The sequence below is a fragment of the Micromonospora sp. DT178 genome (assembly GCF_049841695.1).
Classification (GTDB): Bacteria; Actinomycetota; Actinomycetes; order Mycobacteriales; family Micromonosporaceae; genus Micromonospora.
The window spans coordinates 25,041-49,637 of sequence record NZ_JBNCKV010000020.1; the positions used below are offsets into that span (position 1 = coordinate 25,041).

19 protein-coding genes are annotated in these 24,597 nt (G+C 74.5%); 11 read left to right on the top strand and 8 right to left on the bottom strand.

Annotated elements, in window-relative coordinates; translation table 11 throughout:
- Positions 1-102 precede the first annotated feature (102 nt).
- Positions 103-1,050, bottom strand: coding sequence for a serine/threonine-protein kinase (locus tag ACLQ22_RS27725; protein ID WP_425694887.1), 948 nt, complete (start codon positions 1,048-1,050; stop codon positions 103-105).
- 172 nt (positions 1,051-1,222) lie between these two features.
- Here ACLQ22_RS27725 and ACLQ22_RS27730 point away from each other — a divergent pair, with 172 nt between their 5' ends.
- From ACLQ22_RS27730 to ACLQ22_RS27740, 3 genes are all read left to right on the top strand, one after another.
- Positions 1,223-1,456, top strand: a complete 234-nt coding sequence (locus tag ACLQ22_RS27730; RefSeq protein WP_425694888.1) for a hypothetical protein — start codon at positions 1,223-1,225, stop codon at positions 1,454-1,456.
- 123 nt (positions 1,457-1,579) lie between these two features.
- Complete coding sequence (locus ACLQ22_RS27735) at positions 1,580-2,326, top strand: response regulator transcription factor (protein WP_425694889.1); 747 nt, start codon at positions 1,580-1,582, stop codon at positions 2,324-2,326.
- Positions 2,304-3,791 carry a sensor histidine kinase gene (locus tag ACLQ22_RS27740; RefSeq protein ID WP_425694890.1) on the top strand — a complete coding sequence of 496 codons (1,488 nt, stop codon included), beginning with the start codon at positions 2,304-2,306 and terminating at the stop codon, positions 3,789-3,791. Before ACLQ22_RS27735 ends, ACLQ22_RS27740 begins: the two co-directional genes overlap by 23 nt.
- A gap of 12 nt (positions 3,792-3,803) precedes the next feature.
- On the opposite strand, the gene ACLQ22_RS27745 is transcribed toward ACLQ22_RS27740, so the two are convergent.
- A complete protein-coding gene (locus tag ACLQ22_RS27745; protein ID WP_425694891.1) occupies positions 3,804-4,658 on the bottom strand; it encodes an arginase family protein in 855 nt (284 codons plus the stop codon).
- Between the two features lie 37 nt (positions 4,659-4,695).
- On the opposite strand from ACLQ22_RS27745, the gene ACLQ22_RS27750 reads away from it, so the two are divergent.
- Entirely contained in the window at positions 4,696-5,382 is a 687-nt protein-coding gene (locus tag ACLQ22_RS27750; RefSeq protein ID WP_425694892.1) for a helix-turn-helix domain-containing protein, read from the top strand.
- Positions 5,383-5,407: 25 nt separating this feature from the next.
- Here ACLQ22_RS27750 and ACLQ22_RS27755 read toward each other — a convergent pair whose 3' ends face one another.
- The gene (locus tag ACLQ22_RS27755; RefSeq protein ID WP_425694893.1) at positions 5,408-5,803 is read right to left on the bottom strand and encodes a VOC family protein; all 396 of its coding nucleotides are present in this window, start codon (positions 5,801-5,803) and stop codon (positions 5,408-5,410) included.
- Between the two features lie 191 nt (positions 5,804-5,994).
- On the opposite strand from ACLQ22_RS27755, the gene ACLQ22_RS27760 reads away from it, so the two are divergent.
- The 4 genes from ACLQ22_RS27760 to ACLQ22_RS27775 all read left to right on the top strand — a co-directional run bounded on the left by ACLQ22_RS27760 (position 5,995) and on the right by ACLQ22_RS27775 (position 11,547).
- Positions 5,995-6,144, top strand: coding sequence for a hypothetical protein (locus ACLQ22_RS27760; protein WP_165947858.1), 150 nt, complete (start codon positions 5,995-5,997; stop codon positions 6,142-6,144).
- A gap of 9 nt (positions 6,145-6,153) precedes the next feature.
- Positions 6,154-7,578, top strand: a complete 1,425-nt coding sequence (locus ACLQ22_RS27765) for a class I SAM-dependent methyltransferase (RefSeq protein WP_425694894.1) — start codon at positions 6,154-6,156, stop codon at positions 7,576-7,578.
- A gap of 49 nt (positions 7,579-7,627) precedes the next feature.
- Entirely contained in the window at positions 7,628-9,688 is a 2,061-nt protein-coding gene (locus tag ACLQ22_RS27770) for a sulfatase-like hydrolase/transferase (protein WP_425694971.1), read from the top strand.
- Between the two features lie 575 nt (positions 9,689-10,263).
- Positions 10,264-11,547 carry a citrate synthase gene (locus ACLQ22_RS27775; protein ID WP_425694895.1) on the top strand — a complete coding sequence of 428 codons (1,284 nt, stop codon included), beginning with the start codon at positions 10,264-10,266 and terminating at the stop codon, positions 11,545-11,547.
- Positions 11,548-11,626: 79 nt separating this feature from the next.
- On the opposite strand, the gene ACLQ22_RS27780 is transcribed toward ACLQ22_RS27775, so the two are convergent.
- The 4 genes from ACLQ22_RS27780 to ACLQ22_RS27795 all read right to left on the bottom strand — a co-directional run bounded on the left by ACLQ22_RS27780 (position 11,627) and on the right by ACLQ22_RS27795 (position 17,093).
- Complete coding sequence (locus ACLQ22_RS27780) at positions 11,627-13,021, bottom strand: glycosyltransferase family 4 protein (RefSeq protein WP_425694896.1); 1,395 nt, start codon at positions 13,019-13,021, stop codon at positions 11,627-11,629.
- A 367-nt stretch (positions 13,022-13,388) separates the two neighbouring features.
- Positions 13,389-14,060: a fasciclin domain-containing protein gene (locus ACLQ22_RS27785; protein WP_425694897.1), complete on the bottom strand. Its 672-nt coding sequence runs from the start codon at positions 14,058-14,060 to the stop codon at positions 13,389-13,391.
- Between the two features lie 86 nt (positions 14,061-14,146).
- Complete coding sequence (locus tag ACLQ22_RS27790) at positions 14,147-16,267, bottom strand: M14 family zinc carboxypeptidase (RefSeq protein WP_425694898.1); 2,121 nt, start codon at positions 16,265-16,267, stop codon at positions 14,147-14,149.
- A gap of 163 nt (positions 16,268-16,430) precedes the next feature.
- Positions 16,431-17,093, bottom strand: a complete 663-nt coding sequence (locus tag ACLQ22_RS27795) for a response regulator transcription factor (RefSeq protein ID WP_416613191.1) — start codon at positions 17,091-17,093, stop codon at positions 16,431-16,433.
- Between the two features lie 299 nt (positions 17,094-17,392).
- On the opposite strand from ACLQ22_RS27795, the gene glgX reads away from it, so the two are divergent.
- From glgX to treZ, 3 genes are read left to right on the top strand one after another with little or no spacing between them, the layout of a single operon-like run.
- Positions 17,393-19,510 (top strand): glycogen debranching protein GlgX, encoded by a 2,118-nt coding sequence (gene glgX, locus ACLQ22_RS27800; protein WP_425694899.1) that lies wholly within the window; start codon positions 17,393-17,395, stop codon positions 19,508-19,510.
- A 1-nt stretch (position 19,511) separates the two neighbouring features.
- A complete protein-coding gene (gene treY / locus ACLQ22_RS27805) occupies positions 19,512-21,836 on the top strand; it encodes a malto-oligosyltrehalose synthase (RefSeq protein WP_425694900.1) in 2,325 nt (774 codons plus the stop codon).
- Positions 21,833-23,566 (top strand): malto-oligosyltrehalose trehalohydrolase, encoded by a 1,734-nt coding sequence (gene treZ / locus ACLQ22_RS27810; protein WP_425694901.1) that lies wholly within the window; start codon positions 21,833-21,835, stop codon positions 23,564-23,566. Before treY ends, treZ begins: the two co-directional genes overlap by 4 nt.
- 76 nt (positions 23,567-23,642) lie before the next feature.
- Here the strand turns inward: treZ and ACLQ22_RS27815 are convergent, their stop codons facing one another.
- Positions 23,643-24,518, bottom strand: coding sequence for an alpha/beta fold hydrolase (locus ACLQ22_RS27815; protein ID WP_425694902.1), 876 nt, complete (start codon positions 24,516-24,518; stop codon positions 23,643-23,645).
- Positions 24,519-24,597 lie beyond the last annotated feature (79 nt).

Below are 24,597 nucleotides of genomic sequence, written 5' to 3' on the forward strand. Positions count from 1 at the left end.
CCGGCCCCCGGGCGGTGAAACCGCAGGCGACCGCTGGGAGGGGGCGAGAACGCCGGAGGGCAGCGGCCGACGACGCCGGCGTGCCGGCGTGCGGGAGGAGGCTCAGCCGGCCTGGGTGGACCAGTCGGGAAGGGGGGCCGCCTCGGTCACCTCGGCCGCCGCCCGCTCGGTCCACGGCGACATCGACCCGACGCGCTGCCGCGGCGCCGTGGGCTGCCCCAGCGGCACGTACACCCGGGCGTCCACCGCCTCCGCCAGCAGCAGGGCCGCCATCAGGCTGGACGGTCGGTCGGCCGGGTCGTCGGCGAGGCAGCTCGCGCACAGGTCGGCCACCTCCGGCGGCAGCCCCTCGATCTCCGGCAGCGGCAGCGGGGGTTGCCGCCGGCGCGCGCCGAGCAGTTGGGTCGTGGTGCCCGCGTGGTACGGCAGCCGCCCGGTCAGGCAGTAGTAGAGCAGGACGCCGAGGGCGTACATGTCGGCGGCCGGCGTGGCGGGCGCCCGCTCCAGCTGCTCCGGCGCGAGGTAGGCCGGCGTGCCGACCACCATCCCCTCCGGCGACCGGTCCGGGGTGCCGGACGGGGTGGCGATGCCGAAGTCGAGCACCTTCACGCCGGCCGGGGTCAGGATCACGTTCGCCGGCTTGACGTCGCGGTGCACGATGCCGTGCGCGTGGGCCGCGGCCAGTGCGGCGCTCACCTCGGCGCAGACCCGTACGGCGATGCGCCAGTCCAGTGGTCCGGCCCGCAGATGCGCGGCCAGCGTCTCGCCCTCGGCCAACTCCATGACGATGTAGGGCACCTGCCCCTCGAGGCCCGTCCCGCAGGTGCCGAAGTCGTGCACGAAGGCCACGTTCGGGTGCACCAGCCGGGCGGCGGAGCGGGCCTCCGCGCGGATGCGCTCCACCGAGGTGTCCTGGCCCTCCTGCCCGGGGGACATCACCTTCACCGCGACCGGCCGGTCCAGCACCGCGTCGTGGGCCCGCCAGACCTCCGACATGCCGCCGATGCCGATGCGCTGTTCGAGCCGGTACCGCCCGTCCAGCGTTCTCATCGACTGCTCCCTGCGCCTCCTGGCCCGTCCCTCGACAGGCGCCCGATGCTGCGGTACCCGGGCTCCGATCAGGGCAAACCGCTGCCGGATCCAGGCGGGGCCGGGCACTGCTGCGGTAGCTTGCGAGCCGGGGCCGCTGTCGGGGCGGCACTGCGGGAAGGCGGGCGCGCGGATGAGCGAGGTGACCGTACGCTTCGTCGGCGGCCCGGCCCACGACCTGGTCCGGGCGGTGCCCGCCGAGCCGGACGGCTCCCCGCCGGCGCACTGGATCCTGCGCCACCCCGACGGCGTCGGGCCGGCCACGGCCGGCGGACCGGACCACCTCTACCGGCGCGAGCGTCCCACCGGCGGCGGCACCTGGACGATGCGCTTCGTGCACACCTACCCGGTGGGCATGACCGAGTGAGACCTCCCGTCGCACGTCGGTCGGGGCGGCCGGCCGCCCGGCGGTGGAGGGGGCGGCCGACGCACAGCGGGGGCACAGGTGGCGCACAAGCCGGGCACAGCGGCCCGGCGCACGATGGGGGCCATGGTGACGGACGGGCGGGCCGGGGCGGGCCGGGTCGAGCTGCGCCGCCCCGACGGGGAGCCGGTGCGGGTGCTGGTGGTCGACGACGAGCCGACCCTGGCCGACCTGCTGTCGATGGCGTTGCGCTACGAGGGCTGGCAGGTGCGTACGGCGGGCGACGGCACGTCGGCGCTGAGCGCGGCGCGGCAGTTCCGGCCGGACGCCGTGGTGCTCGACGTGATGTTGCCCGACCTGGACGGCTTCCAGGTGCTGCGCCGGCTGCGTGAGCAGGCCCCGACGGTGCCGGTGCTCTTCCTGACCGCCCGCGACGCGGTGGAGGAGCGGATCGCCGGGCTGACCGTCGGCGGCGACGACTACGTCACCAAGCCGTTCAGCCTGGAGGAGGTGATCGCCCGGCTGCGGGCGCTGCTGCGCCGCTCGGGCTTCGCCGTCGCCGCCCGCCCCGACGCCGTGCTCACCGTCGGCGACCTCAGCCTCGACGAGGACAGCCACGAGGTGCGCCGCGACGGCTGCCCCATCACCCTCACCGCCACCGAGTTCGAGCTGCTGCGCTACCTCATGCGCAACCCGCGCCGGGTGCTCAGCAAGGCGCAGATCCTCGACCGGGTCTGGAACTACGACTTCGGCGGCCAGGCCAACGTGGTGGAGCTGTACATCTCGTACCTGCGGAAGAAGATCGACGCGGGCCGGAAGCCGATGATCCACACGCTGCGCGGCGCGGGGTATGTCCTCCGGCCGGCGGAGTGAGCGGGCCGCCGGCCGGCTCCGCCGCCGGCTGGCCGGGGTGTCGCTGCGGACCCGCCTGGTGGTCATCCTGGTCGCCCTGCTGGCCCTGGTCAGCGTCGCCATCGGCGGGATCACCACGGTCGCGCTGCGGCAGTTCCTGATCGACCGGGTCGACGACCAGCTGACGCCGATGTGGGCCGGTCCCGGTCGGGGGGCGCCGTCGCCCTTCGAGGTGCCACCCGGCGGGCCGGACGCGCGCATCCCCCGGGGCCTTCCGCCGGGGACCGTCGCCGCCGAGGTGGCCGACGGCCGGGTGGTCCGGGCCTGGACCCTGGCCGACCGGCAGGAACGCGCCGTCCCCGCCGAGGACCTGGCCGGCCTCGCCGACCTGCCCACGGACGGCCGACCCCGCACCCGCGAGCTGGGGGAGCGCGGCGACTACCGGGTGGTGGCGCGCCAGCTTCCGGGCGGGACCGTGCGGGTGCTCGGCCTGCCGCTGTCAGGCGTGTCGGAGACCGTCTGGTGGATGGTCGCCGCGCAGGCCGGCGTGGCGACCGCGGGGCTGCTCGTCGCCGGCGGGGCCGGTGCCCTGATCGTGCGCGCGACCCTGCGCCCGCTGCGCCGGGTCGCCACCACCGCCGGCCGGGTCAGCGAGCTGCCCCTGGACCGCGGCGAGGTCGCGCTGTCGGTGCGGGTCCCGGCCGCCGACACCGATTCGCGCACCGAGGTCGGGCAGGTGGGCGCGGCGCTGAACCGGATGCTGGGGCACGTCGGCGCCGCGCTCGCCGCCCGCCAGGCCAGCGAGACCCGGGTACGCCAGTTCGTCGCCGACGCCAGCCACGAGCTGCGTACGCCGCTGGCGGCCATCCGGGGTTACGCCGAGGTCGCCCGCCGCGGCCGGGACGAGGTGCCGCCCGACGTGGCCCACGCGTTGCGCCGGGTCGAGTCCGAGAGCGCCCGGATGACCAGCCTCGTCGACGACCTGCTGCTGCTCGCCCGGCTCGACTCCGGCCGGCCGCTCGTGGTCGAGCCGGTGGACCTGTCCGCCCTGGTGGTGGACACGGTCGGCGACGCGCACGTCGCGGGGCCGGGGCACCGGTGGCGGCTCGACCTGCCGCAGACCGTGGTCCGGGTCCCCGGCGACCCGGCCCGGCTGCACCAGGTGCTGGCGAACCTGCTGGCCAACGCCCGGGTGCACACCCCGCCCGGCACCACCGTCACCACCACCCTGGGGGTCACCGGCGACGTCGCCGTGCTCGGCGTCGCCGACGACGGGCCCGGCGTGCCGCCGGCGCTGCGGGCCGAGGTGTTCGAACGCTTCTCCCGAGGCGACAGCTCCCGGTCCCGGGCGCACGGCAGCACCGGCCTGGGCCTGGCGATCGTGGCCGCCGTGGTGGAGGCCCACCACGGCACGGTCGAGCTGGACAGCCGGCCCGGCCGGACCGTGTTCACCGTCCGGCTGCCGGGCGCCATCACCGACGCCTGAGCGCGGCGCCGGTCAGTCGGCCAGCAGCTCGGCGAGGGCCTGCCCGATCCGCTCCGCGTGCCGCCCGTCCGGGTCCTCGTCGGCGTTGAAGTCGGTGACGCTCATCCCGATCAGCCGACCCGAGCACACCAGCGGTCGGGCCAGCGCGACGAGGTCGGCCCAGTCCAGCCCGTCCGGCTCGGGGTAGCTGACCGCCGGGAGCACGAGCGGGTCGAGCACGTCGAGGTCGAGGTGCAGCCAGGCCGGCGTCGTACCGACGGCGAGATCCCGGCCCACCGCCGCCGCGTCGGCGCCCCGCAGCCGGGTGGCCGGCACCAGGCGGACGGCGGGGTCGACCCGGTAGGCCTCCTTCCCGTCCGTCGCGGCCCGGTCGAGCGGCCGGTGACCGAGCACGTGCACCTGATCGGGGTCGACCAGCGGCCCCTCCCGGTCGAGGACCCCCGCCGGCCCGTGGTCGGTGACGATCGACAGGTCCATGTCCGCCCCCTCGCCGGTGGGCGAGGTGCGACCGTCCTCGAAGTCGAGGTGGGCGTCGAGGAACCACAGGTCGAAGCCGGAGGGCAGCCCCTGCAGGATGCCGGGCAGGATCGCGCAGTCGCCGCCGAGCACCAGCGGGTGCCGTCCCGCGCCGATCAGCGTCGTGGTGCGGGCGGCGATCGCCCGGCCGGCGCGGCGGACCTGGTCGACGCCGATCACCCCGGTCTCCGGGTCCCGTACCGGGTCGGTGATCAGGGCGTCGACCGCGCCGGCGTCGGCCGCGCCCACCCGGCCCAGCAGCCCGGCGGCCCGCAGCGCGGCGGGCGCCCGGTGCTCGCCCCGGCCGCGTCCGGAGGAGTCGAGGGGAGCGTCCAGCACCGACCATCGCACACCCGGAGGCTAGCCCGGCAGTGGCAGGCTGGGCGGCATGTACCGGGAACGTCCGGCCGGGTTCGCCGGCGCCGTGCTCTGGACCAGCGCCACGACGGCGGGCGCCGCGCCGACCAGGGTGCTCCCCGACGGCTGCCTCGACCTGCTCTGGTCGAGCCGCTCGGGGCTGACGGTGGCCGGTCCGGACCGCACCGCGCACCTCAGCGGCGGCGGGCCGGCGGAGCGCTGGGTGGGGCTGCGGCTGCCGCCGGGGACCGGCCCGGCGGTGCTCGGCGTACCGGCCGTCGAGCTGCGCGACCGGCGGGTTCCCCTGGCCGAGCTGTGGGGCGACCGGGAGGTCGCCCGGTTGGCCGAGCGGGCGGAGGCGGCCCCGGCCGAGGTGCTGACGGAGATCGCCGTGCGGCGGCTGCGGGCGGTCGGCGGGCCCGATCCGATCGGGGCCCGGGCCGCCGCCGCGCTGGCCGCCGGCGCCAGCGTGACCGAGACCGCCGCCGGGACCGGCCTCGATCCGCGTGCCCTGCACCGTCGGTGTCGACACCTGTTCGGGTACGGCCCGAAGACCCTGGCCCGGATCCTGCGGATGCGGCGCGCGCTGGCGCTGGCCCGCGCCGGCACCCCGCTGGCCGAGGTGGCGGCCCGCTGCGGCTACGCCGACCAGGCCCACCTGACCCGCGACGTACGCGACCTGGCGGGGGTGCCGCCGACCACCCTGCTGCCCCGCTGAGCCGGCCGCTCGCGGGTGGGCCCGTTCATCCCTGCGGGAGGGGAGCGAACAGGTCCACGCTGTTGCCGTCGGGGTCGAGCACCACCGCGTACCGCTGGCCCCAGAAGGCGTCCCACGGGGGCAGGTGGCCCGGGTGTCCCTCGGCCACCAGCTCCGCGTAGAGCCGGTCGACCTCGGCCGGGTCGGCGCACCGGAAGGCGAGGCCGGCCCCGCCGCCGCCCCCGGGCTTCCAGCCGGGGTCGAAGGAGCGGACGGTCTCGGCGGTGTCCCAGGCCAGCCGGAGCCCGCCGGGCAGGGTGATCTCCACGTGCGGGTCGGCTTCGGCGTCGGCGGGGATGTCGAGGCCGAGCCGCCGGTAGAAGGCGAGGGAACGGGGCAGGTCGCTGCTGACCATGCCGATGAGATCGAGTGTCGGTGCCATGGCCATCACGGTAGGGACGTCCCCCGGTGCTCGTCTTGAACGAAACGGACAACCGGGCGGAGTGCCGGGTGTGCCCTTCACGATCGGGACGATCGGCGTAGCGTGTCAGACAAGTCCGGCTTTCCGGGCAAATCCCTCAAGGGATCCTGCCCGCGTACGCCGATCTCGAGACGCGACGGAAGGAGCGGTCGGTGGAACACCTGGCCTACCTGGACGCGGGGTCCGGCAGCCTGATCGTGCAGGCGGTGGTCGGCGGGGTGGCCGGCGCCGCGGTGGCGGCCAAGCTCTACTGGCGGCGACTGGTCGACCGGTTCCGCCGCCAGCCCACCGACCAGCGCTGACCCCGGCCGATGGCGAACTCCCGCACCGGCCTGCGTGCCGAGCCCGGCTCCTTCCGCGACCCCGCCAACCGGGTCTTCCACCTCGACGGCGACGTGCTGCGCGGGCTGGACGCGCAGGCCGCCGGGGAGTGGCGGGCGCTGACCGACAGCGAGTTCTTCCCGCCGCTGCTCGCCGCCGGCAAGGTGTGCGGCACCGAGGCGGTCGAGTCGCCGGTCGTGCCGTCGGCCGACGGGTGGGCCGCCGTTCTCCGCCACGAGCGCATCCCGTTCGTCTCCCACCCGTACGAGTGGTCCTTCACCATGCTGCGCGACGCGGCGCTGCTGCACCTGGAGATCCTGCGGGCGGCCCTGCCGGCCGGGTTCACCACGAAGGACGGCTCGGCCTACAACCTCCAGTGGCGGGGCGCCGAGCCGGTGTTCATCGACGTCGGCTCGTTCACCCCGGCGCGCGACGGGGAACCCTGGGCCGGCTACCGGCAGTTCTGCCAGACGCTGCTCTACCCGCTGCTGATCGGCGCCCACCTCGGGCTGGACTTCCAGCCCTGGCTGCGCGCGCGGGTCGACGGCATCGAGCCCGACCAGATGCGCCGGCTGTTCGGCGGCGTCCGGCGGCTGCTGCCCGGCGTGCCCACCCACGTGCACCTGCACGACGCCATGCAGCGGCGCAACGCCCGGGCCAGCACCGCCGACGTCCGGTCCCAGCTGCGGGCCGCCGGCTACTCCCGGGAGCTGGCGCTGGCCACCGTACGCGGGATCGAGAAGCTCGTCCGGCGGCTGGAGCCCCGCCCGGCCGCCAGCCACTGGGTCGACTACCAGCGCACCTGCGCGTACACCGCCGAAGACCGGGCCGCGAAGGAACGCTTCGTCGCCGAGGCGCTGGCCGACGGGGCGCGGCCCCGCCTGGCGCTGGACCTCGGCGCGAACGACGGCCGGTACGCCCGCCTCGCCGCCCGGCACGCCGACTACGTCGTCGCGGTCGAGCAGGACCCCGGCGTGCTGGACGGGCTCTACCGGGACCTGCGCGCGGCCGGGGAGCGGCGGATCCTGCCCCTGGTGATGGACCTCGCCGACCCGTCGCCGGGCGGCGGCTGGCGCGGCGTCGAGCGGGCCTCGTTCGCGGACCGGGTCGAGGCGGACGCGGTCCTCGCCCTGGCCGTGGTGCACCACCTGGCGATCGGGCGCAACGTGCCGCTGCCCGAGGTGCTGGACTGGCTCGTCGGGCTCGCCGCCCCCGGCGCCCGGGTGGTGGTGGAGTTCGTCCACCCCGAGGACCCGATGGCCCGACGGCTGCTGGCCAACAAGCCCGAGGGCCTCTTCCCCGACTACCGGCCGGCCGAGTTCGAGCGGCTGCTCGCCGCGCGCTGCCGGATCGCGCGGCGACTCGACCTGCCCTCGGGCACCCGGACGCTCTACGCGGCGGTCGTGGGTGGCTGAGCCGGCGCCCGTGCCGGACCACGCGTCCGGCGACCGGCCGCCGGCCGACCTGCCGTCCGGCGATCGGGCTTCCGGCGACCGGCTGTCCGGCGACCGGTCGCCGGACAGCCGGGCCTCCGGTGGCCGGCCGGGCGGCTGGCGTACGGAGCTGGGTCGGCTGGCCGAGGTGGCGGGGCTGGTCGGGCTCGTGGTCACCCAGCCGCTGCTGGACGTCCTCGGGCGCAGCCCCGACTTCTTCCTGTTCCACCGGGCGGGCCGCCGCGAGATCATGCTGCTGGTGGCGTTGGTCGCGCTGGTGCCCACCGCCGCCGTCGCGCTGCCCGGCGCGCTGTCCCGCCTGGCCGGACGCACCGCCCGCTCGGCCACGCACACCCTGCTGGTGGGCCTGCTGCTCGCCGCGCTGACCGTGCAGGTCGGCCGGCACGGTACGCCGCTGCGGGGCGTACCGCTGCTGCTGCTCGCCGCGGTGGCCGGGGCCGCCGGGGCCGCCGCGCACCGGCGGTGGCGCGCGCCCGGGCGGGTGCTGCGGCTGGCCGCGGTCGGGCCGCTGCTGTTCGTGGGGCTGTTCGTGTTCGCCTCGCCCACCTCCACGGTGGTGCTGCCCCGGGGCGAGGGCGGCGCCGCCGGGGTGGCCGGGCCCGGCCACCATCCGCCGGTGGTCGTGCTGGTCCTCGACGAGCTGCCCCTGGTGTCCCTGCTCGGCCCGGACGGGCGCGTCGACGCCGCCCGGTTCCCGCACTTCGCGGAGCTGGCCGGCGGCTCCACCTGGTACCGCAACGCCACCGGCGTCAGCGGCTGGACGCCCTACGCGCTGCCGGCCATGCTCACCGGCCGGTACCCGCAGCGGGCGGCGGCACCGCACTACTCGCAGTACCCGGACAACCTCTTCACCGCCCTCGGCGGCCTGTACGACGTCCGCGCCGAGGAGAGCATCACCCGGCTCTGCCCGCCCAGCCGCTGCGAGCAGCCGGTCAGCCCCGAGCAGGGGATGGGCGTGCTGATCCGCCAGGCCGGCGGGCTGCTGCGTCAGGTAACCGCCCCGGTCGACAGCCGCGTCGACCCGGAGGACTCGTACCGCGAGCAGACCCGCGCGGAGGCGGGCATCGACGCCGCCGAGCCGGTGCCAGCGGACCCGAAGTTCCGCTGGGACAGCCTCGACGACAACCAGCCGGCCCGGTTCACCAGCTTCCTCGCCGGGCTCCGGCCGGCGCCCCGGCCCACCCTGCACTTCCTGCACCTGCTCATGCCGCACTCGCCGTGGGCGTACCTGCCGTCGGGGGCGCGCTACGACGCCCCGGCGGACCTGCCGAACGACGGCGACGGCTGGGCGGAACTGGCCCGCCGGCGGCACCTGGCGCAGCTCGGCTACACCGACCGGCTGATCGGCGAGACCCTGCGTACCCTGCGCTCCACCGGCCTCTACGACCAGGCGCTGCTGGTGGTCACCGCCGACCACGGCGTCAGCTTCACCCCCGGCGCCCAGGGCCGGGGCATGGGCGCCATCCGGGCCGCCCCCGGCGAGGTCGCCTGGGTGCCGACGTTCGTCAAGACACCGGGCCAGCGCGCCGGACGGATCGACGACCGGAACTGGCAGCACGTCGACCTGCTGCCCACCATCGCCGACGAGGCGGCCATCCGGCTCCCGTGGCCCGTCGACGGCCGGTCCGCCCGGCAGGCCCCGCGCGCCGAGGCGGGCAAGGTCTTCTACGACCGCCCCGGCCAGCCGACCCCGATCACCGGCGGCGTGCCGGCCCCGATCGCGCCGCCCGCGCCCCATCCGCTGGTGGGCACCGCCGTCGGCGACCGCCCGACCGGCGGCACCGCCCGCGTCGCCGACCTGGCCGCCTTCGACGCGGTGGACCCGGACACCGGGCGGCTGCCGGCCGCCGTCTGGGGCGACGTGCCGGACGACGTACCCGACGGCACACGGCTGGCGATCGCCGTCAACGGCCGGATCGGCGCGGTCGTCCCGGTGGTGCCCCGCGACGCCGGCGGACGCCGCTTCGCCGCCCTGCTCGCCGACGACCGGCTCTTCCACACCGGCGCCAACCGCCTCACCGTCTACCGCATCACCACCGACAACACCCTCCTCCACCTGACCCTCGCCTGACCCGGCCCTCACCTCCGACCCCCGCCCTGACCCCCGGCCTCGCCCTCGGCCCCCGCCTCGGCCCCCGCCCCGGCCCTCGGCCCCCGCCCCCGGCCCCCGCCCCCGGCCCCCGCCCCCGGCCCCCGCCCCCGGCCCCCGCCCCCGGCCCCCGCCCCCGGCCCCCGCCCCCGGCCCCGCGCCGGGTGCTGGTGATCATGAGGTTTGCGTCCTAGTTAAGCGCGTTCCCGGACGCAAACCTCATGATCATCGCGTGAGGGCCGCGCGGGGGCCGCGTGAGGGCCGCGCAGGTCGCGCTAGGGCGGGGGAGGGGCCGAGCGTGAAGCGGGCCGGGGGCGAGGCCGGGGGAGGGGCCGAGTGCGGGTGGGCCGAGGGCCGGGCGCGGGGTCGGCGCGGTAGCGTTCCCATGCCTCGTCGGCTCCGGCGCGTCCGGATTGCGCGGGTTTCCCGGCTCGCTGGTCGGGAAACGGGTGACGCATACCTCACCGTCGAACCACGACGGGCGGTATCTCCTCGACCGTGATTACGGTAAAAGCGAAGGCAATTCAACGCAGATCTGCCGGCGAAGCGAGGGAACCATGACGGAAGTCAAGCTCGATCACCCCGGTGGGCAGCTTTCGATGCCGGTGCAATCCGCGGTCGAGGGCCCCGCCGGCATCGGGGTGGGCAAGCTGCTGAAGGAAACCGGGATGACGACGTACGACCCCGGTTTCGTCAACACCGCGGCCTGCTCGTCTGACATCACCTACATCGACGGCGACGCGGGGATCCTGCGTTACCGTGGGTACCCGATCGAGCAGCTCGCGGAGAAGTCCTCGTTCCTGGAGGTCTCCTACCTGCTGATCTACGGTGAGCTGCCGACCCAGCAGCAGTTGACCGAGTTCACCGAGCGGATCCGCCGACACTCGCTGCTGCACGAGGAGATGCGCCGCTTCTTCGACGGCTTCCCGCGCGACGCGCACCCGATGGCCGTGCTCTCGTCGGCCGTCAGCGCCATCTCCACCTTCTACCAGGACAGCCTGGATCCGTTCGACTCCAGGCACGTCGAGATGTCCACGGTGCGGCTGATGGCGAAGGTGCCCACCATCGCCTCGTACGCCTACAAGAAGTCGATCGGCCAGCCGCTGCTGTACCCGGACAACTCGCTGGGCTACGTGGAGAACTTCCTGCGGATGACCTTCGGCGTGCCGGCGGAGCCGTACGAGGTCGACCCGGTGATGGCCAAGGTGCTGGACATGCTGTTCATCCTGCACGCCGACCACGAGCAGAACTGCTCCACCTCGACCGTGCGGCTGGTCGGCTCCAGCAACGCCAACCTCTTCGCCTCGGTCTCGGCGGGCGTGAACGCGCTCTTCGGCCCGCTGCACGGCGGCGCCAACCAGGCCGTGCTGGAGATGCTGGAGAAGATCCAGGCCGACGGCGGCGACGTCGGGTCCTTCGTACGCAAGGTGAAGGACAAGCAGGACGGCGTGAAGCTGATGGGCTTCGGCCACCGGGTCTACAAGAACTACGACCCGCGCGCGGCGATCGTGAAGAAGGCGGCCCAGGACGTGCTCGGCCGGATGGCCAAGCCCGACCCGCTGCTGGACATCGCCATGCAGCTGGAGGAGATCGCCCTCGCCGACGAGTTCTTTGTCTCCCGCAAGCTCTACCCGAACGTGGACTTCTACACCGGCCTGATCTACAAGGCCATGGGCTTCCCGACGAAGATGTTCACGGTGCTCTTCGCGCTGGGCCGGCTGCCCGGCTGGATCGCCCAGTGGCGCGAGATGATCAACGACCCGGAGACCAAGATCGGCCGCCCGCGGCAGATCTACACCGGTGCCCCCGAGCGGGCGTACGCCCCGTTCTCGGAGCGCTGAGCTCCGGCCGTACCGACGACGAAGGCCGCCGACCCGCACCGGGTCGGCGGCCTTCGTCGTGTCGTGCTCCCGGCGCCCGTCAGCGCAGGCCGGCGGCGGCCAGCAGGTTGCCCTCGGCGATCGACGGCACGGCGCGACCCCGGGTCACCCGCTCGGCGGCGAACGACCCGGCGGTGGCGATCGCCGCGGCGTAGGCGGCGGCGGTGCGCTGCGCGATGGCCGACCAGCCGTACCGCTCGTGCACCATGACGCGGGCCCGGCGGGCGAGCTGGCGGGCCCGCTCCCGGTCCGACAGCAGCGCGTCGACGGCCTCGGTCAGCCCGTCCGGGTCGTGCGGCCGGAAGGTCATCCCGGTCACCCCGGGCTCGACGATCTCGGCGAGCCCGCCGGTCGCGGCGACGGCCAGGGGCGCGCCGGCGGCGGCGCCCTCCAGGGCCACCATGCCGAACGGCTCGTAGATGCTCGGCACGGCGAAGCAGTCCGACGCGGCCATCACGGCGGGCAGGTCGGTGCCGCCGAGGAAGCCGGGGAGGCTGACCGTGCCGCCGAGGCCCAGGCGGTGCACCTCGGCCTCCAGCTCGCCGCGGTACGGCCCGTCGCCGACGATGACCGCGCGCAGCCCGGGGTGCCGCTCGCGCAGCCGGGGCAGCCCGGCGATCAGGTGCTGCACGCCCTTCTCGTAGACGAGCCGGCCGGCGAAGGTGACCAGCGGCCCGTCCCCGGCGAAGCGGGCGCGGGCCTGCGCCACGGCGGCGGCCGGGACCCGCCAGCGGTGCGGCTCCACGCCGTTGGGCACCACGTCGACGCGGCCGGCCGGCACGCCGAACAGCCCGGTCACCTCGTCGCGCATGTAGCCGGAGCAGACGATCACCCGGCCCGACTCGCCGGCCAGCCAGTGTTCGACGCCGTGGATGGTGCGGTTCATCTCCTCGGGCAGCCAGCCCTGGTGCCGGCCGGCCTCGGTGGCGTGGATCGTGCTGACCAGCGGGATGTCGAGGTGTTCGCGCAGGGTCATGGCGGTGTGGGCGACGAGCCAGTCGTGGGCGTGGATGACGTCGTAGGTGCCGGCCTCGGTGGCGCGCAGCGCGGCGCGGGTGAGGGTGTGGTTGAAGGCCATGGTCCAGGCGAGCAGGGAGGAGGTGGCCAGGGGGAAGGTGACGGGGTCCTCGGCGGCGCGGACGATGCGGACGCCGTCGGCGTACTCCTCCAGGGGCGCGCCGTCGGTGTGCCGGGTGACGACGGTGACCTCGTGCCCGGCGGCGGCGAGGGCGACCGAGAGGGCGTGCACGTGCCGGCCGAGCCCGCCGACCAGGACCGGCGGGTACTCCCAGGAGAGCATGAGAATGCGGCGGGTCTGCGGGGGCGTGCCCGCCGTCCCGGTCTGCGCCGGGACCTGGGGGCGGGAGGTGAGGGTGGGCCGGTGGACCCGGCCCGGGATGTTGGTGGGCTGCTCGCCGACCCGCAGGGTCGTCACATCGATCTCCGTCCGTGCATGGTGGAACGCGCCGGCAGCGGTGGCGGCGGAACAGTGCTGAGGGATGGCCGAGGGGCCGGGCGGGGGCGCGCGGGCGCGCCCCGCGCACAAGCAAAAGGCATCCCGCCCGATCCCGCATCTCGAAAGGGGCCAAGGTGACGGAGGACACCCGAAAGTCTCGGGTCGTGTCAGTCGGGTGGATTCCGGTCATCGTCCGATCAGGCGAACGGACGGCCGGGCCTGGTTCGCCTCACGCACCGTTTGCTGCTGAGCGGCGCCGGCTTCGGCGAGCGTCGGCGTGGGCGCCACGAAGGACGCCGGCCGCCGACCCCGCGAGAGGGATCGGCGGCCGGCGTCGTCGGGCCACTCAGTGGTGGTGCTCCTCCTCGTGGGCGGTGTCCGGCAGGTCGCCGAGCACCTTGTCGATCACGTGGATCCGGGCGCCGGTCGCCCGGTAGTCGGCGCAGACCGTCTCGGCCCGGTCGGCCAGCCGGGCCCCCGACCCGGCCGGGGTGACGGCGAGGGTGGTGCCCGCCAGTGTGGTGACGGTACCGGCGGACGCCAGGTCGGCCACCGGGCGAGCCCCGGCGACCAGGTGTTCCCTCAGCAGCCCGCGCAGCGTCGCGGTGTCCTTGAGCAGCAGCTGGTCCACGTTGGCGGTGGAGAACTTGGCCCGGAAGGCGTCGTCGGTCGGGGCGAGGATGGTGAGCCCGCCGGCGGCGGACAACTCCTCGGCCATCCCGGTGGCCCGCACCGCCGCCTCGAACGTGGTGAGCACGGGAATCCAGGTCAGGGCCTGGGCGGGGGACCGGTCCACCAGCGAGCCCGGGCTACCCGGCTCGGTCCCCGAGGGCAGCACGTCGCACAGCGGTCCGGTGACCGCGACCGGTGTGCTGTCGCCGGTGCGGTCCGTCGCGGCGGGCCGTCCCTGCGAGCCGGTGCATCCGGTCACCGCGACCAGGAGGGCCAGGGCCGTCCCGGCCACCGCCCGGCGGCGGGCGGCCCGGGACGCAGGGCCGGGGATGAGGGTCTCGGACACGCTCTCTCCACTCCAGAACCGGTACGGGAGGCACCGGCAGGTCGGCGGTGGGCCGACCTGCCGGCACCTCGGGCGGACTCAGCAGGTCACAGCTGGGCGCACTGGCTGAACTTCGGACCACTCACGGAGTTGGCGACCTCCATGTTCGTCGGCGCCGGGGAGTTGCCGGTGCAGGTCAGCGGACCGTTGACGGTGTTGCCGGCCACCAGCGGGGCGGCGACCCCGCTGCCGACCACGCCGACCGGGCCGGTCACCTGGTTGCCGACCAGGACGACCGGGCCCTGGGTGCCGGTGGCGCGCACCGGGCCGTTGACCCGGCTGTCGGTCAGGACGAACCCGGTGGCGCCGGTGGCGTCGACGGGACCGTTGATCGAGCTGCCGTTGACGATCAGCGCGGCGCCGGGGCGCACCTGGACCGGACCCCGGACGGTGGCCCCGTCCAGGCAGGCGACGCCGGAGACGACCAGCGGGCCGTTGCGGGTGCCGGTCAGGGTGGGGGCGACCCGCTCGCCGGCGACCAGGCCCTCGACGGCCTGCTCGTCGAGCAGCAGCGGGATCAGGCCCCGCTGCGGCTGCGACAGCGGCACCAGGTAGCTGTCGCCGACCTTGATCACCTTCCAGCCGTGGGCGGCGAGCCGCTGGGCCACGGTGGTGCGCTGGCCGGTCGGGCCGTCGGTGCGCTCGCCGTGGTACTGCTGCTCGGTCAGTCGGTAGGCGCACGGCGGCTGGTCGAGGATCCGCTCCGGGGTGGGGGCGTCCGCGGGCGGCGGGGCCTCACCCGGGTGCGGGGCGGGGTACGCCTCGATCTCGCGGGAGCCCCGGAACACGATCCGTCCCTCGTTGGCGGACTGCGACGTGATCGCCTCGGCGCGGGCCTTCGTGATGGCCTGGACGCTGGCGCCGTGGTAGCGCAGGAACTCGGTGAACGTCCACAGCGCGGAGTAGGTCTTGCGCCGGCGGTTGTTGGCGGTGTTGGACTCGTCGGGTCGCGTCGGGCCGCCGGAGCTGCGCAGCTCCAGCAGGGAGTTGACCACGTTCTTCAGGCCGAGGGTGTTGCGCAGGATGGTCTCCTCGCTCAGGCCCACGGTGGCTCCGGCGGTGCACCCGTACGGGCAGGCCCACCAGCCGTCCCGGGCGCCCTGCGAGTACATGTGACCCTCGATCATCTTCTGCGACTCGTCGAAGATGCCCTGCGCCACGTTCTGGTGCCGCGGCGGCAGCATCGGCAGGTCACCGGTGTTGGTGTTGCCGTACTCGTGGCCGTCGTAACCGGCGATCGGCCGGTAGTCGCGGACCATCTCGGCCAGCGCGTGGGTCTCCGGCTGGCGAATCAGCGAGTGGTCCCGGTTGAGGTCCTGACCGGTGGAGTTGCCCCGGGTGTTGGCTGCCCGGCCGTCGCCGTTGAGCGTCGGGACGATCAGCATGGTGGTCTTCGACAGCAGGTCGAGGGTCCTGGCGTCCTTGGTGAAGGCGAGCTGCCGGGCCATGATCAGGCAGGCCTCGCGGTCGCCCGGCTCGTTGCCGTGCACGTTGCAGTTGACCATCAGCGGGTTGGTCGCGGCCACCGCCTCCGGCGTCGCCGCCGGCCGGGGGTAGCCGATGACCAGCATGTTGATCGGCCGGTTCAGCACCGTACGGCCGATCTCCACCACGCGGACCCGGTCGCTGGCCCCGTCGAGCGCGGCGGTGTACGCGTACTCGTTGACGTCGCTGGTGTACTGCGCGCCCAGCGTCTCCTCCCACTGGGTACGCAGGTTCTCGCCCGGGGTGCCCGGGTCGCCCCAGTGGCCGCGGGTGGTGCCGCTGACCGGCGCCGAGTAGGGCTGGGCCTCGGTGCCGAACCGGGCCCGCACCCGCCACTGGAAGCCGTTGCCCGGGGCGAAGCCGGCGTCGGCGAAGGTCGGCTCGTCGTTGTTGACCTGCCGGTTCGGGCGCCACACGCCGGCGATCACCGGCGTGCCGGGCGTGCCGTCCGCGGCGAGCGGGGTCCGCTCGATCTGGTAGTCGGTGGCCCCTTCCACCCGGGTCCACGCCAGCGTGGCGTACCCGTCACCCTGCACGACCGTGAGGCCCTGCACCTGGTTCGGCTCCGCCTGCTGCAGGGCCGCGCTCGGCCGCCCCTGCGCCTGCGCGGGCACCGCCGTCGCCACCAGGGCGGCGGCGAGCAGCGCGGAGAACACACCGGCCGTTGTCCGTCTGTATCTCAAAGGGATCTCCAAACAGGAGGGATGGCTGGGTGCGCCCAGCACACCCGCAGTCGGCCCACCGTAGGCGCACAACCTGCGATTCTTGAGGATCACCTGAGATTCGCGGGCCGGCCACCGGACGTCGGCCGGCACGCCGGTCGTCCCGGCCGCGCACCGACGGTCGTCAGCCCGCTCGCAGCCGGTAGCCGACGCCGCGCACGGTCTCGACCAGGCCGGCGTCGTCGAGCTTGCCCCGCAGGGCCGCGACGTGGACGTCGAGGTTGTGCCGGGTGCCCCAGGTGGTCTGCCAGACGTCCAGCTGCAACCGGTCCCGGGGCACCACCGTGCCGGCCTGCCGGGCCAGCGCCACCAACAGGTCGAACTCCTTGCGGGCCAGGCCGACCTCCCGCTCGCCCAGCCAGACCTGCCGGGCGTGCACGTCGATGCGCAGCCTGCCGACCCGCAGCTCGCTCGTGCTGCGGACGCTGCGGGCGGTACGCCGCATCACCGCCTCGATGCGGGCCTGCAGCTCCACCATCGAGAACGGCTTGACGACGTAGTCGTCGGCGCCGGCCCGCAGGCCGGCCACCCGGTCGTGCTCCTCGGCGCGGGCGGTGACCGCGATGATGGCCACGTCCTCGTCGGCCTGCCGCAGCCGCCGGCACACCTCCAGGCCGTCGCCGTCGGGCAGGTTGAGGTCCAGCAGGACCAGGTCGACCGCGCCGGCGCGGACCGCCTCGGCGGCCGTCAGCGCCGACACCACCTCGTGTCCCCGGCGGCGCAGCGCCTTGCCGAGGGCAGACGCCACGCGTAGGTCGTCTTCGACCAGGAGTACCCGCACGCGCATCCCCCCGGACCTCGTCGCCGCCGGATCATGCGAGTCTTGCCGACGATCATCGACTTGACCAGTGCGGACGCAAGATCGTGACCGCAGCATGATCCGATCCGGACCCGACGGCGGGGCCTCGGTGACGGCCGCCGCCGAACCCTCCTGCCGCTACCAGTCGGGGGTGTTCCGGTCATCCACCGATCGGGTGGATTGACGGCGGAACGCGCGGGGCAATACCCGCACGCGCGCCACCGGCCCCGCCGTGTGGTGCGCTCATGGTGCGGTGCGCGCTCATGATCTTGCGCATAGGGAGCGACATGCAGGTCTGGCCGGGTGAGCGGTACCCCCTGGGGGCCACCTACGACGGGATGGGCACCAACTTCGCCATCTTCTCGGAGGTGGCCGAGCGGATCGAGCTGTGCCTGTTCGACGAGTGGGACACCGGCGCGGAGCGGCGGGTCGAGCTGCGTGAGGTCGACGCGTACGTGTGGCACGCGTACATCCCCGGCATCGAGCCGGGGCAGCGCTACGGCTACCGCGTGCACGGGCCGTACGACCCGGCGAACGGGCTGCGCTGCAACCCGGCCAAGCTGCTGCTCGACCCGTACGCCAAGGCGGTCGACGGCGACGTGCGCTGGGACCCGGCCGTCTACGACTACGAGCACGGCGACCCGGAGCGGATGAACACGACCGACTCGGCGCCGTTCATGCCGAAGTCCGTGGTGGTCAACCCGTACTTCGACTGGGGCAACGACTCCCCGCCCCGCATCCCCTACCACCACTCGGTGATCTACGAGGCGCACGTGCGCGGGCTGACGATGCGCCACCCGGACATCCCCGACGAGCTGCGCGGCACGTATGCCGGCCTCGCCTCTCCGCCGATGATCGAGCACCTGACGAAGCTCGGCGTGACCGCCATCGAGCTGATGCCGGTGCACCAGTTCGTGCACGACCACCGGCTGACCGACCTGGGGCTGCGCAACTACTGGGGCTACAACACCATCGGCTTCTTCGCCCCGCACCACGGCTACTCGGCGCTCGGGCACCTCGGCCAGCAGGTGCAGGAGTTCCGGGGCATGGTCAAGGCGCTGCACGCCGCCGGCATCGAGGTCATCCTCGACGTGGTCTACAACCACACCGCCGAGGGCAACCACCTCGGCCCGACGCTGAGCTTCAAGGGCGTCGACAACGCCAGCTACTACCGGCTCAGCGAGGACGACCGCCGCTACTACGTCGACTACACCGGCACCGGCAACAGCCTCAACGTCCGCAGCCCCCACTCGCTCCAGCTGATCATGGACTCGCTGCGGTACTGGGTGACCGAGATGCACGTCGACGGGTTCCGCTTCGACCTCGCCGCCACCCTCGCCCGGGAGTTCTACGAGGTCGACCGCCTCTCCACCTTCTTCGAGGTGGTGCAGCAGGACCCGGTGGTCAGCCAGGTCAAGCTGATCGCCGAGCCGTGGGACGTCGGGCCTGGCGGCTACCAGGTGGGCAACTTTCCGCCGGTGTGGACCGAGTGGAACGGCAAGTACCGCGACACCGTGCGCGACTTCTGGCGCGGCGAGCCGGCCACCCTCGCCGAGTTCGCCTCCCGCATCTCCGGCTCCGCCGACCTCTACCAGGACGACGGGCGCCGCCCGTTCCACAGCATCAACTTCGTCACCTGCCACGACGGGTTCACGCTGCGCGACCTGGTGTCGTACAACGACAAGCACAACGAGGCCAACGGGGAGGAGAACCGCGACGGCGAGAGCCACAACCGGTCCTGGAACTGCGGCGTCGAGGGCGACACCGACGACGAGGCCGTACGCGCCCTGCGGGCCAGGCAGCGGCGCAACTTCCTGACCACCCTGGTGCTCTCCCAGGGCGTGCCGATGATCGGCCACGGCGACGAGCTGGGCCGCACCCAGCGCGGCAACAACAACGCCTACTGCCAGGACAGCGAGCTGGCCTGGGTCGACTGGGACGACGCCGACACGGACCTGCTGGAGTTCACCCGCAAGCTGGTCGACTTCCGCCGCGGCCACCAGGTGTTCCGCCGGCGGCGCTTCTTCACCGGCCTGCCGGTGCGCTCCCGGCTGGTCGACGAGCCCCTGCCGGACCTGGCCTGGTACACCCCCGACGGGCGGGAGATGACCGGCGAGGACTGGGGCAACGACTTCGGCCGCGCCGTCGCGCTCTTCGTCAACGGCGAGGGCATCCGCGAGCGCGGCCCGTACGGCCAGCGCCACCTGGACGCCTCCTTCCTGCTCTGCTTCAACGCCCACGACGCCCCGCTGGACTTCAGCGTGCCCGGCCCCGAGTTCGGGCAGCGCTGGGAGCTGGTGATCAGCACCGCGGAACCGGAACCGGAGAAGACCACGGTGGTCGAGGCGGGCGGCACCCTCTGCGTGCCCGACCGGTGCGTGGTGGTGCTGGAGAGGAAGGCCTGACATGTCGACCACCCCTCGACCCGACGCGCCCCGGGTGGGCGCCACCTACCGGGTGCAGGTCCGCCCCGGCTTCGACCTGGACGCCACCGCCGAGCTGACCGACTACCTGGCCGGCCTCGGCGTCACCCACCTCTACAGCGCGCCCCTGCTCACCGCCACCCCCGGCTCGGCGCACGGCTACGACGTGGTCGACCACCGCGCCGTCAACCCCGAGCTGGGCGGCGAGGCGGCCCGGCAGCGGCTGCTGCGGGCGCTGCGCGCCGCCGGGCTCGGGCTGGTCGTCGACATCGTGCCCAACCACGCCGGGGTGGCCGTGCCCGCCGCGAACCCCGCCTGGTGGGACGTGCTGCGCCGGGGCCGGGACTCGGCGTACGCGACCTGGTTCGACGTCGACTGGGACCGTGGGCGGCTGCTGCTGCCGGTGCTGGCCGACTCCCCGGACGCCCTCGACGACCTCAAGCTCGCCGACGGGGAGCTGCGCTACCACGAACACCGCTTCCCGGTCGCCGACGGCACCGGCGACGGCACCCCCCGCGAGGTGCACGACCGGCAGCACTACGAGCTGGTCTCCTGGCGGCGCGGCGACACCGAACTGACGTACCGCCGCTTCTTCGCCGTCTCGGACCTGGCCGGGCTGCGGGTGGAGGACCCGGAGGTCTTCGCCGCCACCCACGAGCAGGTCCTGCGGTGGGCGGCGGCCGGGGAGGTCGACGGCATCCGCGTCGACCACCCGGACGGGCTGCGCGACCCCTCGGCCTACCTGGCCCGGCTGCGTGCCGCCGCGCCGGACGCGTGGCTGGTGGTGGAGAAGATCCTGGAGTACGGCGAGGAGCTGCCGGACTGGCCGGTGGACGGCACCACCGGCTACGACGCCCTCGCCGCCGTCTGCGGGCTCTTCGTCGACCCCGACGCGGAGGGCGACTTCACCGCCCTGGACACCCACCTCGTCGGCCGGCACACCTCCTGGCAGGACCTCACCCACGACACCAAGCTCGCCGCGGCCACCCGGCTGCTGTCGGCCGAGCTGACCCGCCTCGCCGCGCTCGCCCCCGACATCGACCACGACGCCGCCCGCGCGGCGCTGGCCGAGCTGGCCGCCGCGTTCGGCGTCTACCGGGGCTACCCGCCGCACGGCGCCCGGCATCTGGCCACCGCCCGCGCCGAGGCCGGCCGTCGTCGCCCCGACCTGACCGCCGTGCTGGACGCGCTCACCCGTCGGCTGCGCGACCCCGACGACGAACTGGCGAAGCGCTTCCCGCAGTTCACCGGCGCGGTCATGGCCAAGGGCGTGGAGGACACCGCCTTCTACCGGTGGAGCCGCTTCGTCGCGCTCAACGAGGTCGGCGGCAGCCCCGCGCACTTCGGCGTGCCGCCAGCCGAGTTCCACCGCTTCGCCGCCGCCCGGCAGGTGCGCTGGCCGGCGAGCATGACCACGCTCTCCACCCACGACACCAAGCGCTCGGAGGACGTGCGGGCCCGCCTCGCCGTACTCAGCGAGCTGCCGGGCCGCTGGGCCGACCTCGTCGCCCGGTGGACGGCCCGCGCGCCGCTGCCCGACCCGGCCTTCGCGCACCTGCTGTGGCAGACCGCCGTGGGCGCCTGGCCGATCGAACGGGAGCGGCTGCACGCGTACGTCGAGAAGGCCGCCCGCGAGGCGTCGGCCGCCACGAGCTGGGCCGACCCCGACCCGGTCTTCGAGCGGGCCATGCACGACGTGGTCAACGCGATGTACGACGACCCGCAGCTGCACGCCGAGCTGACCGCCTTCGCCGACGAGATCGCCCCCGCCGGCTGGTCCAACTCGCTGGGGCAGAAGCTGGTGCAGCTCGCCATGCCCGGGGTGCCCGACACCTACCAGGGCACCGAGCTGTGGGACAACTCGCTGGTGGACCCGGACAACCGCCGCCCGGTCGACTTCGCCGTACGCCGGCAGCTGCTGGCCCGCCTCGACGCCGGCCCGCCGCCGCCGGTGGACGCCGGCGGCGCGGCGAAGCTGCTCGTGGTGTCGCGGACCCTGCGGCTGCGCCGCGACCGCCCGGAGCTGTTCGGCGGCTACCGTCCGGTGCCGGCCCACGGGCGGGCCGGCCGGCACGCGCTCGCCTTCGACCGGGGTGGCGCGATCGCGGTCGCCACCCGGCTGCCGCTCGGCCTGGCGCGCGCCGGCGGCTGGGGCGGCACCACCCTGTCACTTCCCGTTCACGAGGTGACCGACCTGTTCACGGGCCGGGTCTACAGTGGCGGGGAGACTCCGCTGGCCGATGTGCTGGCCACCTACCCCGTCGCGCTGCTGGCTCCCACCACCGAGTCCGTGGAGGCTGCGTCATGACCGAGTTCACGGTGTGGGCGCCGCAGGCCGCCCGCGTCCGGCTGCGCCTGCCGGGCGTCGCCGACCACGAGATGCGCGTCGGCCCGGACGGCTGGTGGCGGGTCGAGGTGCCCGCCGCCGGCCCCGGCACCGACTACGCCTTCCTGCTCGACGACGACGAGCGGGCGCTGCCCGATCCCCGCTCGCCCTGGCAGCCCGAGGGCGTGCACGGGCCGAGCCGGCGCTACGACCACGCGGCGTTCGAGTGGACCGACCAGGCCTGGACCGGCCGGCAGTTGCCCGGCGCCGTCCTCTACGAACTGCACGTCGGCACCTTCACCCCCGAGGGCACCTTCGACGCGGCCATCGGCCGCCTCGACCACCTCGTCGACCTCGGCGTCGACATGATCGAGCTGCTGCCGGTCAACGCCTTCAACGGCGAGCACAACTGGGGCTACGACGGGGTGTGCTGGTATGCCCCGCACCAGCCCTACGGCGGGCCGGACGGCCTGAAACGACTGGTCGACGCCGCCCACGCCAAGGGCCTGGGGGTGATCCTCGACGTCGTCTACAACCATTTCGGGCCCTCCGGGGCCTACGCGCCGATGTTCGCGCCGTACCTCACCGAGCAGAGCAACACCTGGGGCCGCTCCGTCAACCTCGACGGACCGCACTCCGACGGCGTGCGCCGCTACATCGTCGACAGCATCCTGATGTGGCTGCGCGACTACCACGTCGACGGCCTGCGGCTCGACGCCGTGCACGCCATGCCCGACTCCCGCGCCACACCCTGGCTCGAGGAGGTGGCCGTCGAGGTCGAGGCGCTCGCCACCCACCTCGGCCGGCCGCTGTCGCTGATCGCCGAGTCCGACCTCAACGACCCCCGGCTGATCACGCCCCGGGAGGCCGGCGGCTTCGGCCTGCACGCCCAGTGGAACGACGACGCCCACCACGCCCTGCACACCCTGCTCACCGGCGAGCGGCAGGGCTACTACGGCGACTTCGGCTCGCTGGAGTGCCTCACCGACGTGCTCACCGGCGGGTTCTTTCACGCCGGCACCTGGTCCAGCTTCCGCAACCGCCACCACGGCCGGCCCGTGGACCGGCAGCGCACCCCCGGCCACCGGTTCGTCGCTTACCTGCAGAACCACGACCAGATCGGCAACCGGGCCGCCGGCGACCGGATCTCCGCCACCCTCTCCCCGGGGCTGCTGCGCGTCGGCGCGACGCTGCTGTTCACCGCCCCGTTCACCCCGATGCTCTTCATGGGGGAGGAGTGGGCGGCCAGCACCCCGTGGCAGTTCTTCACCAGCCACCCCGAGCCGGAGCTGGCGACCGCCGTGGCCAACGGCCGCAAGCGGGAGTTCGCCGCGCACGGCTGGCCGGAGGGCGACGTGCCGGACCCGCAGGACCCGCAGACCTTCGTCCGCTCCCGGCTCGACTGGGCCGAGCTGGACAAACCCGAACACCGCGAGATGTACGAGTTCCACAAGCGGCTCATCGCGCTGCGCAAGAGCCGCCCCGACCTGTCCGACCCGAGGCTGCACGCCGTGGATGTACGCCCCGGCGACCAGTTCCTGGTGATGCGCCGGGGCGGGACGCTGGTGGCGGCGAACCTGGCCGCCAAGCCGCAGCGGATCACGCTGCCGGGGGTGGCGCGTCGGGTGCTGCTCGCGACGGGGGAGGGGGTCACGGTGATGCGGGACCGCATCGAGCTGCCGGCGGAGTCGGCGGCGATCGTGGCGCTCTGACGGCCCCTCGACGTCGCTTCGCCGCCGGCAGTGGTGCCGCTGCCGGCGGCGATCTGCCCGCCCCCGCCGGCTGTGGTCAGCCGGCGTCCAGCACCTCGCGCAGCTTGGCCGCGAACTCGGCGGGCTTGCCCGCGTAGCCGAACTCGCCGCCGAGGAAGCCGCCATGGTGGCTCGGGAACACCACGGCCTCCTGACCGAGCAGCGCCGCGGTGGCGACCGCCGTACGGGCCGTGTACGTCCCCGCCGTCTCCTCGCCGACCGCGATCACGATCCGGGTCGGCGCCGCCGTGAGAGCCGCCGCGTCGGGCCGGTAGTCGATGACCGCCTGGGAGGCCTTCGACAGCAGCGGGTCGTCGCGGGAGCCGTCGTCCTCGGTCGGCAGGCCGAACGCCGCCGGGTCGGGCGTCGGCTGGTCGAAGTAGGCGTCAGTGTACTCGCCCTGCCAGGACGTCATTGCGATGAACACGGCCATGCCCGCGCCCTGGCCCTTCGCCTGGTAGGCCTCGTGGACGGCGGCCTGCGCGCGCTCGGCCGCCGCCGCGTCGGGGAGCACGGCGTTGATCGGCGGCTCGTGCGCCACCAGCGTGGCGACGTCGCCGGGGTGGGACGCGACCAGTTCGAGCGCGGTCACCGCCCCGCCGCTGCTGGCGAACACGTCGACCGGGCCACCGCCGATCGCCTCGATCAGCAGGTGCAGGTCGCCGGCCTGGTCCTGCGGCGTGTGGTCCGACCGGCCGTCGGTGCGCACGCTGCGGCCCAGGCCGCGCGGGTCGTAGGTGACGACCGTCCGGTCGGTGAAGTGGGGGGCGAGCGCGTTGAAGCCCTCCGCCGTCATCGGTTGGCCGATCATGAGCAGCGTGCGGTGATCGCCGGAGGCCGACAGCGGACTGCGCACGTCGTAGACCAGGTCGACGCCGGGCGCGGCGAGGGTGTGGGTCTCCATCGTCGTCATGCGGGCGAGCGTACGACCAAGGGGTGACAGAACGGGCGTCACGCGCCGGGAGTGGCACCCACCTGCCCCGGTTTCCGGC

What these genes read in the sequence shown, in the direction of transcription:
- ACLQ22_RS27725 (WP_425694887.1), bottom strand. Translation starts at nt 1,050, where the DNA reads ATGAGAACGCTGGACGGGCGGTACCGGCTCGAACAGCGCATCGGCATC.
- ACLQ22_RS27730 (WP_425694888.1), top strand. Translation starts at nt 1,223, where the DNA reads ATGAGCGAGGTGACCGTACGCTTCGTCGGCGGCCCGGCCCACGACCTG.
- ACLQ22_RS27735 (WP_425694889.1), top strand. Translation starts at nt 1,580, where the DNA reads ATGGTGACGGACGGGCGGGCCGGGGCGGGCCGGGTCGAGCTGCGCCGC.
- ACLQ22_RS27740 (WP_425694890.1), top strand. Translation starts at nt 2,304, where the DNA reads ATGTCCTCCGGCCGGCGGAGTGAGCGGGCCGCCGGCCGGCTCCGCCGC.
- ACLQ22_RS27750 (WP_425694892.1), top strand. Translation starts at nt 4,696, where the DNA reads ATGTACCGGGAACGTCCGGCCGGGTTCGCCGGCGCCGTGCTCTGGACC.
- ACLQ22_RS27755 (WP_425694893.1), bottom strand. Translation starts at nt 5,803, where the DNA reads ATGGCACCGACACTCGATCTCATCGGCATGGTCAGCAGCGACCTGCCC.
- ACLQ22_RS27765 (WP_425694894.1), top strand. Translation starts at nt 6,154, where the DNA reads ATGGCGAACTCCCGCACCGGCCTGCGTGCCGAGCCCGGCTCCTTCCGC.
- ACLQ22_RS27775 (WP_425694895.1), top strand. Translation starts at nt 10,264, where the DNA reads ATGACGGAAGTCAAGCTCGATCACCCCGGTGGGCAGCTTTCGATGCCG.
- ACLQ22_RS27795 (WP_416613191.1), bottom strand. Translation starts at nt 17,093, where the DNA reads ATGCGCGTGCGGGTACTCCTGGTCGAAGACGACCTACGCGTGGCGTCT.
- glgX (WP_425694899.1), top strand. Translation starts at nt 17,393, where the DNA reads ATGCAGGTCTGGCCGGGTGAGCGGTACCCCCTGGGGGCCACCTACGAC.
- treY (WP_425694900.1), top strand. Translation starts at nt 19,512, where the DNA reads ATGTCGACCACCCCTCGACCCGACGCGCCCCGGGTGGGCGCCACCTAC.
- treZ (WP_425694901.1), top strand. Translation starts at nt 21,833, where the DNA reads ATGACCGAGTTCACGGTGTGGGCGCCGCAGGCCGCCCGCGTCCGGCTG.
- ACLQ22_RS27815 (WP_425694902.1), bottom strand. Translation starts at nt 24,518, where the DNA reads ATGACGACGATGGAGACCCACACCCTCGCCGCGCCCGGCGTCGACCTG.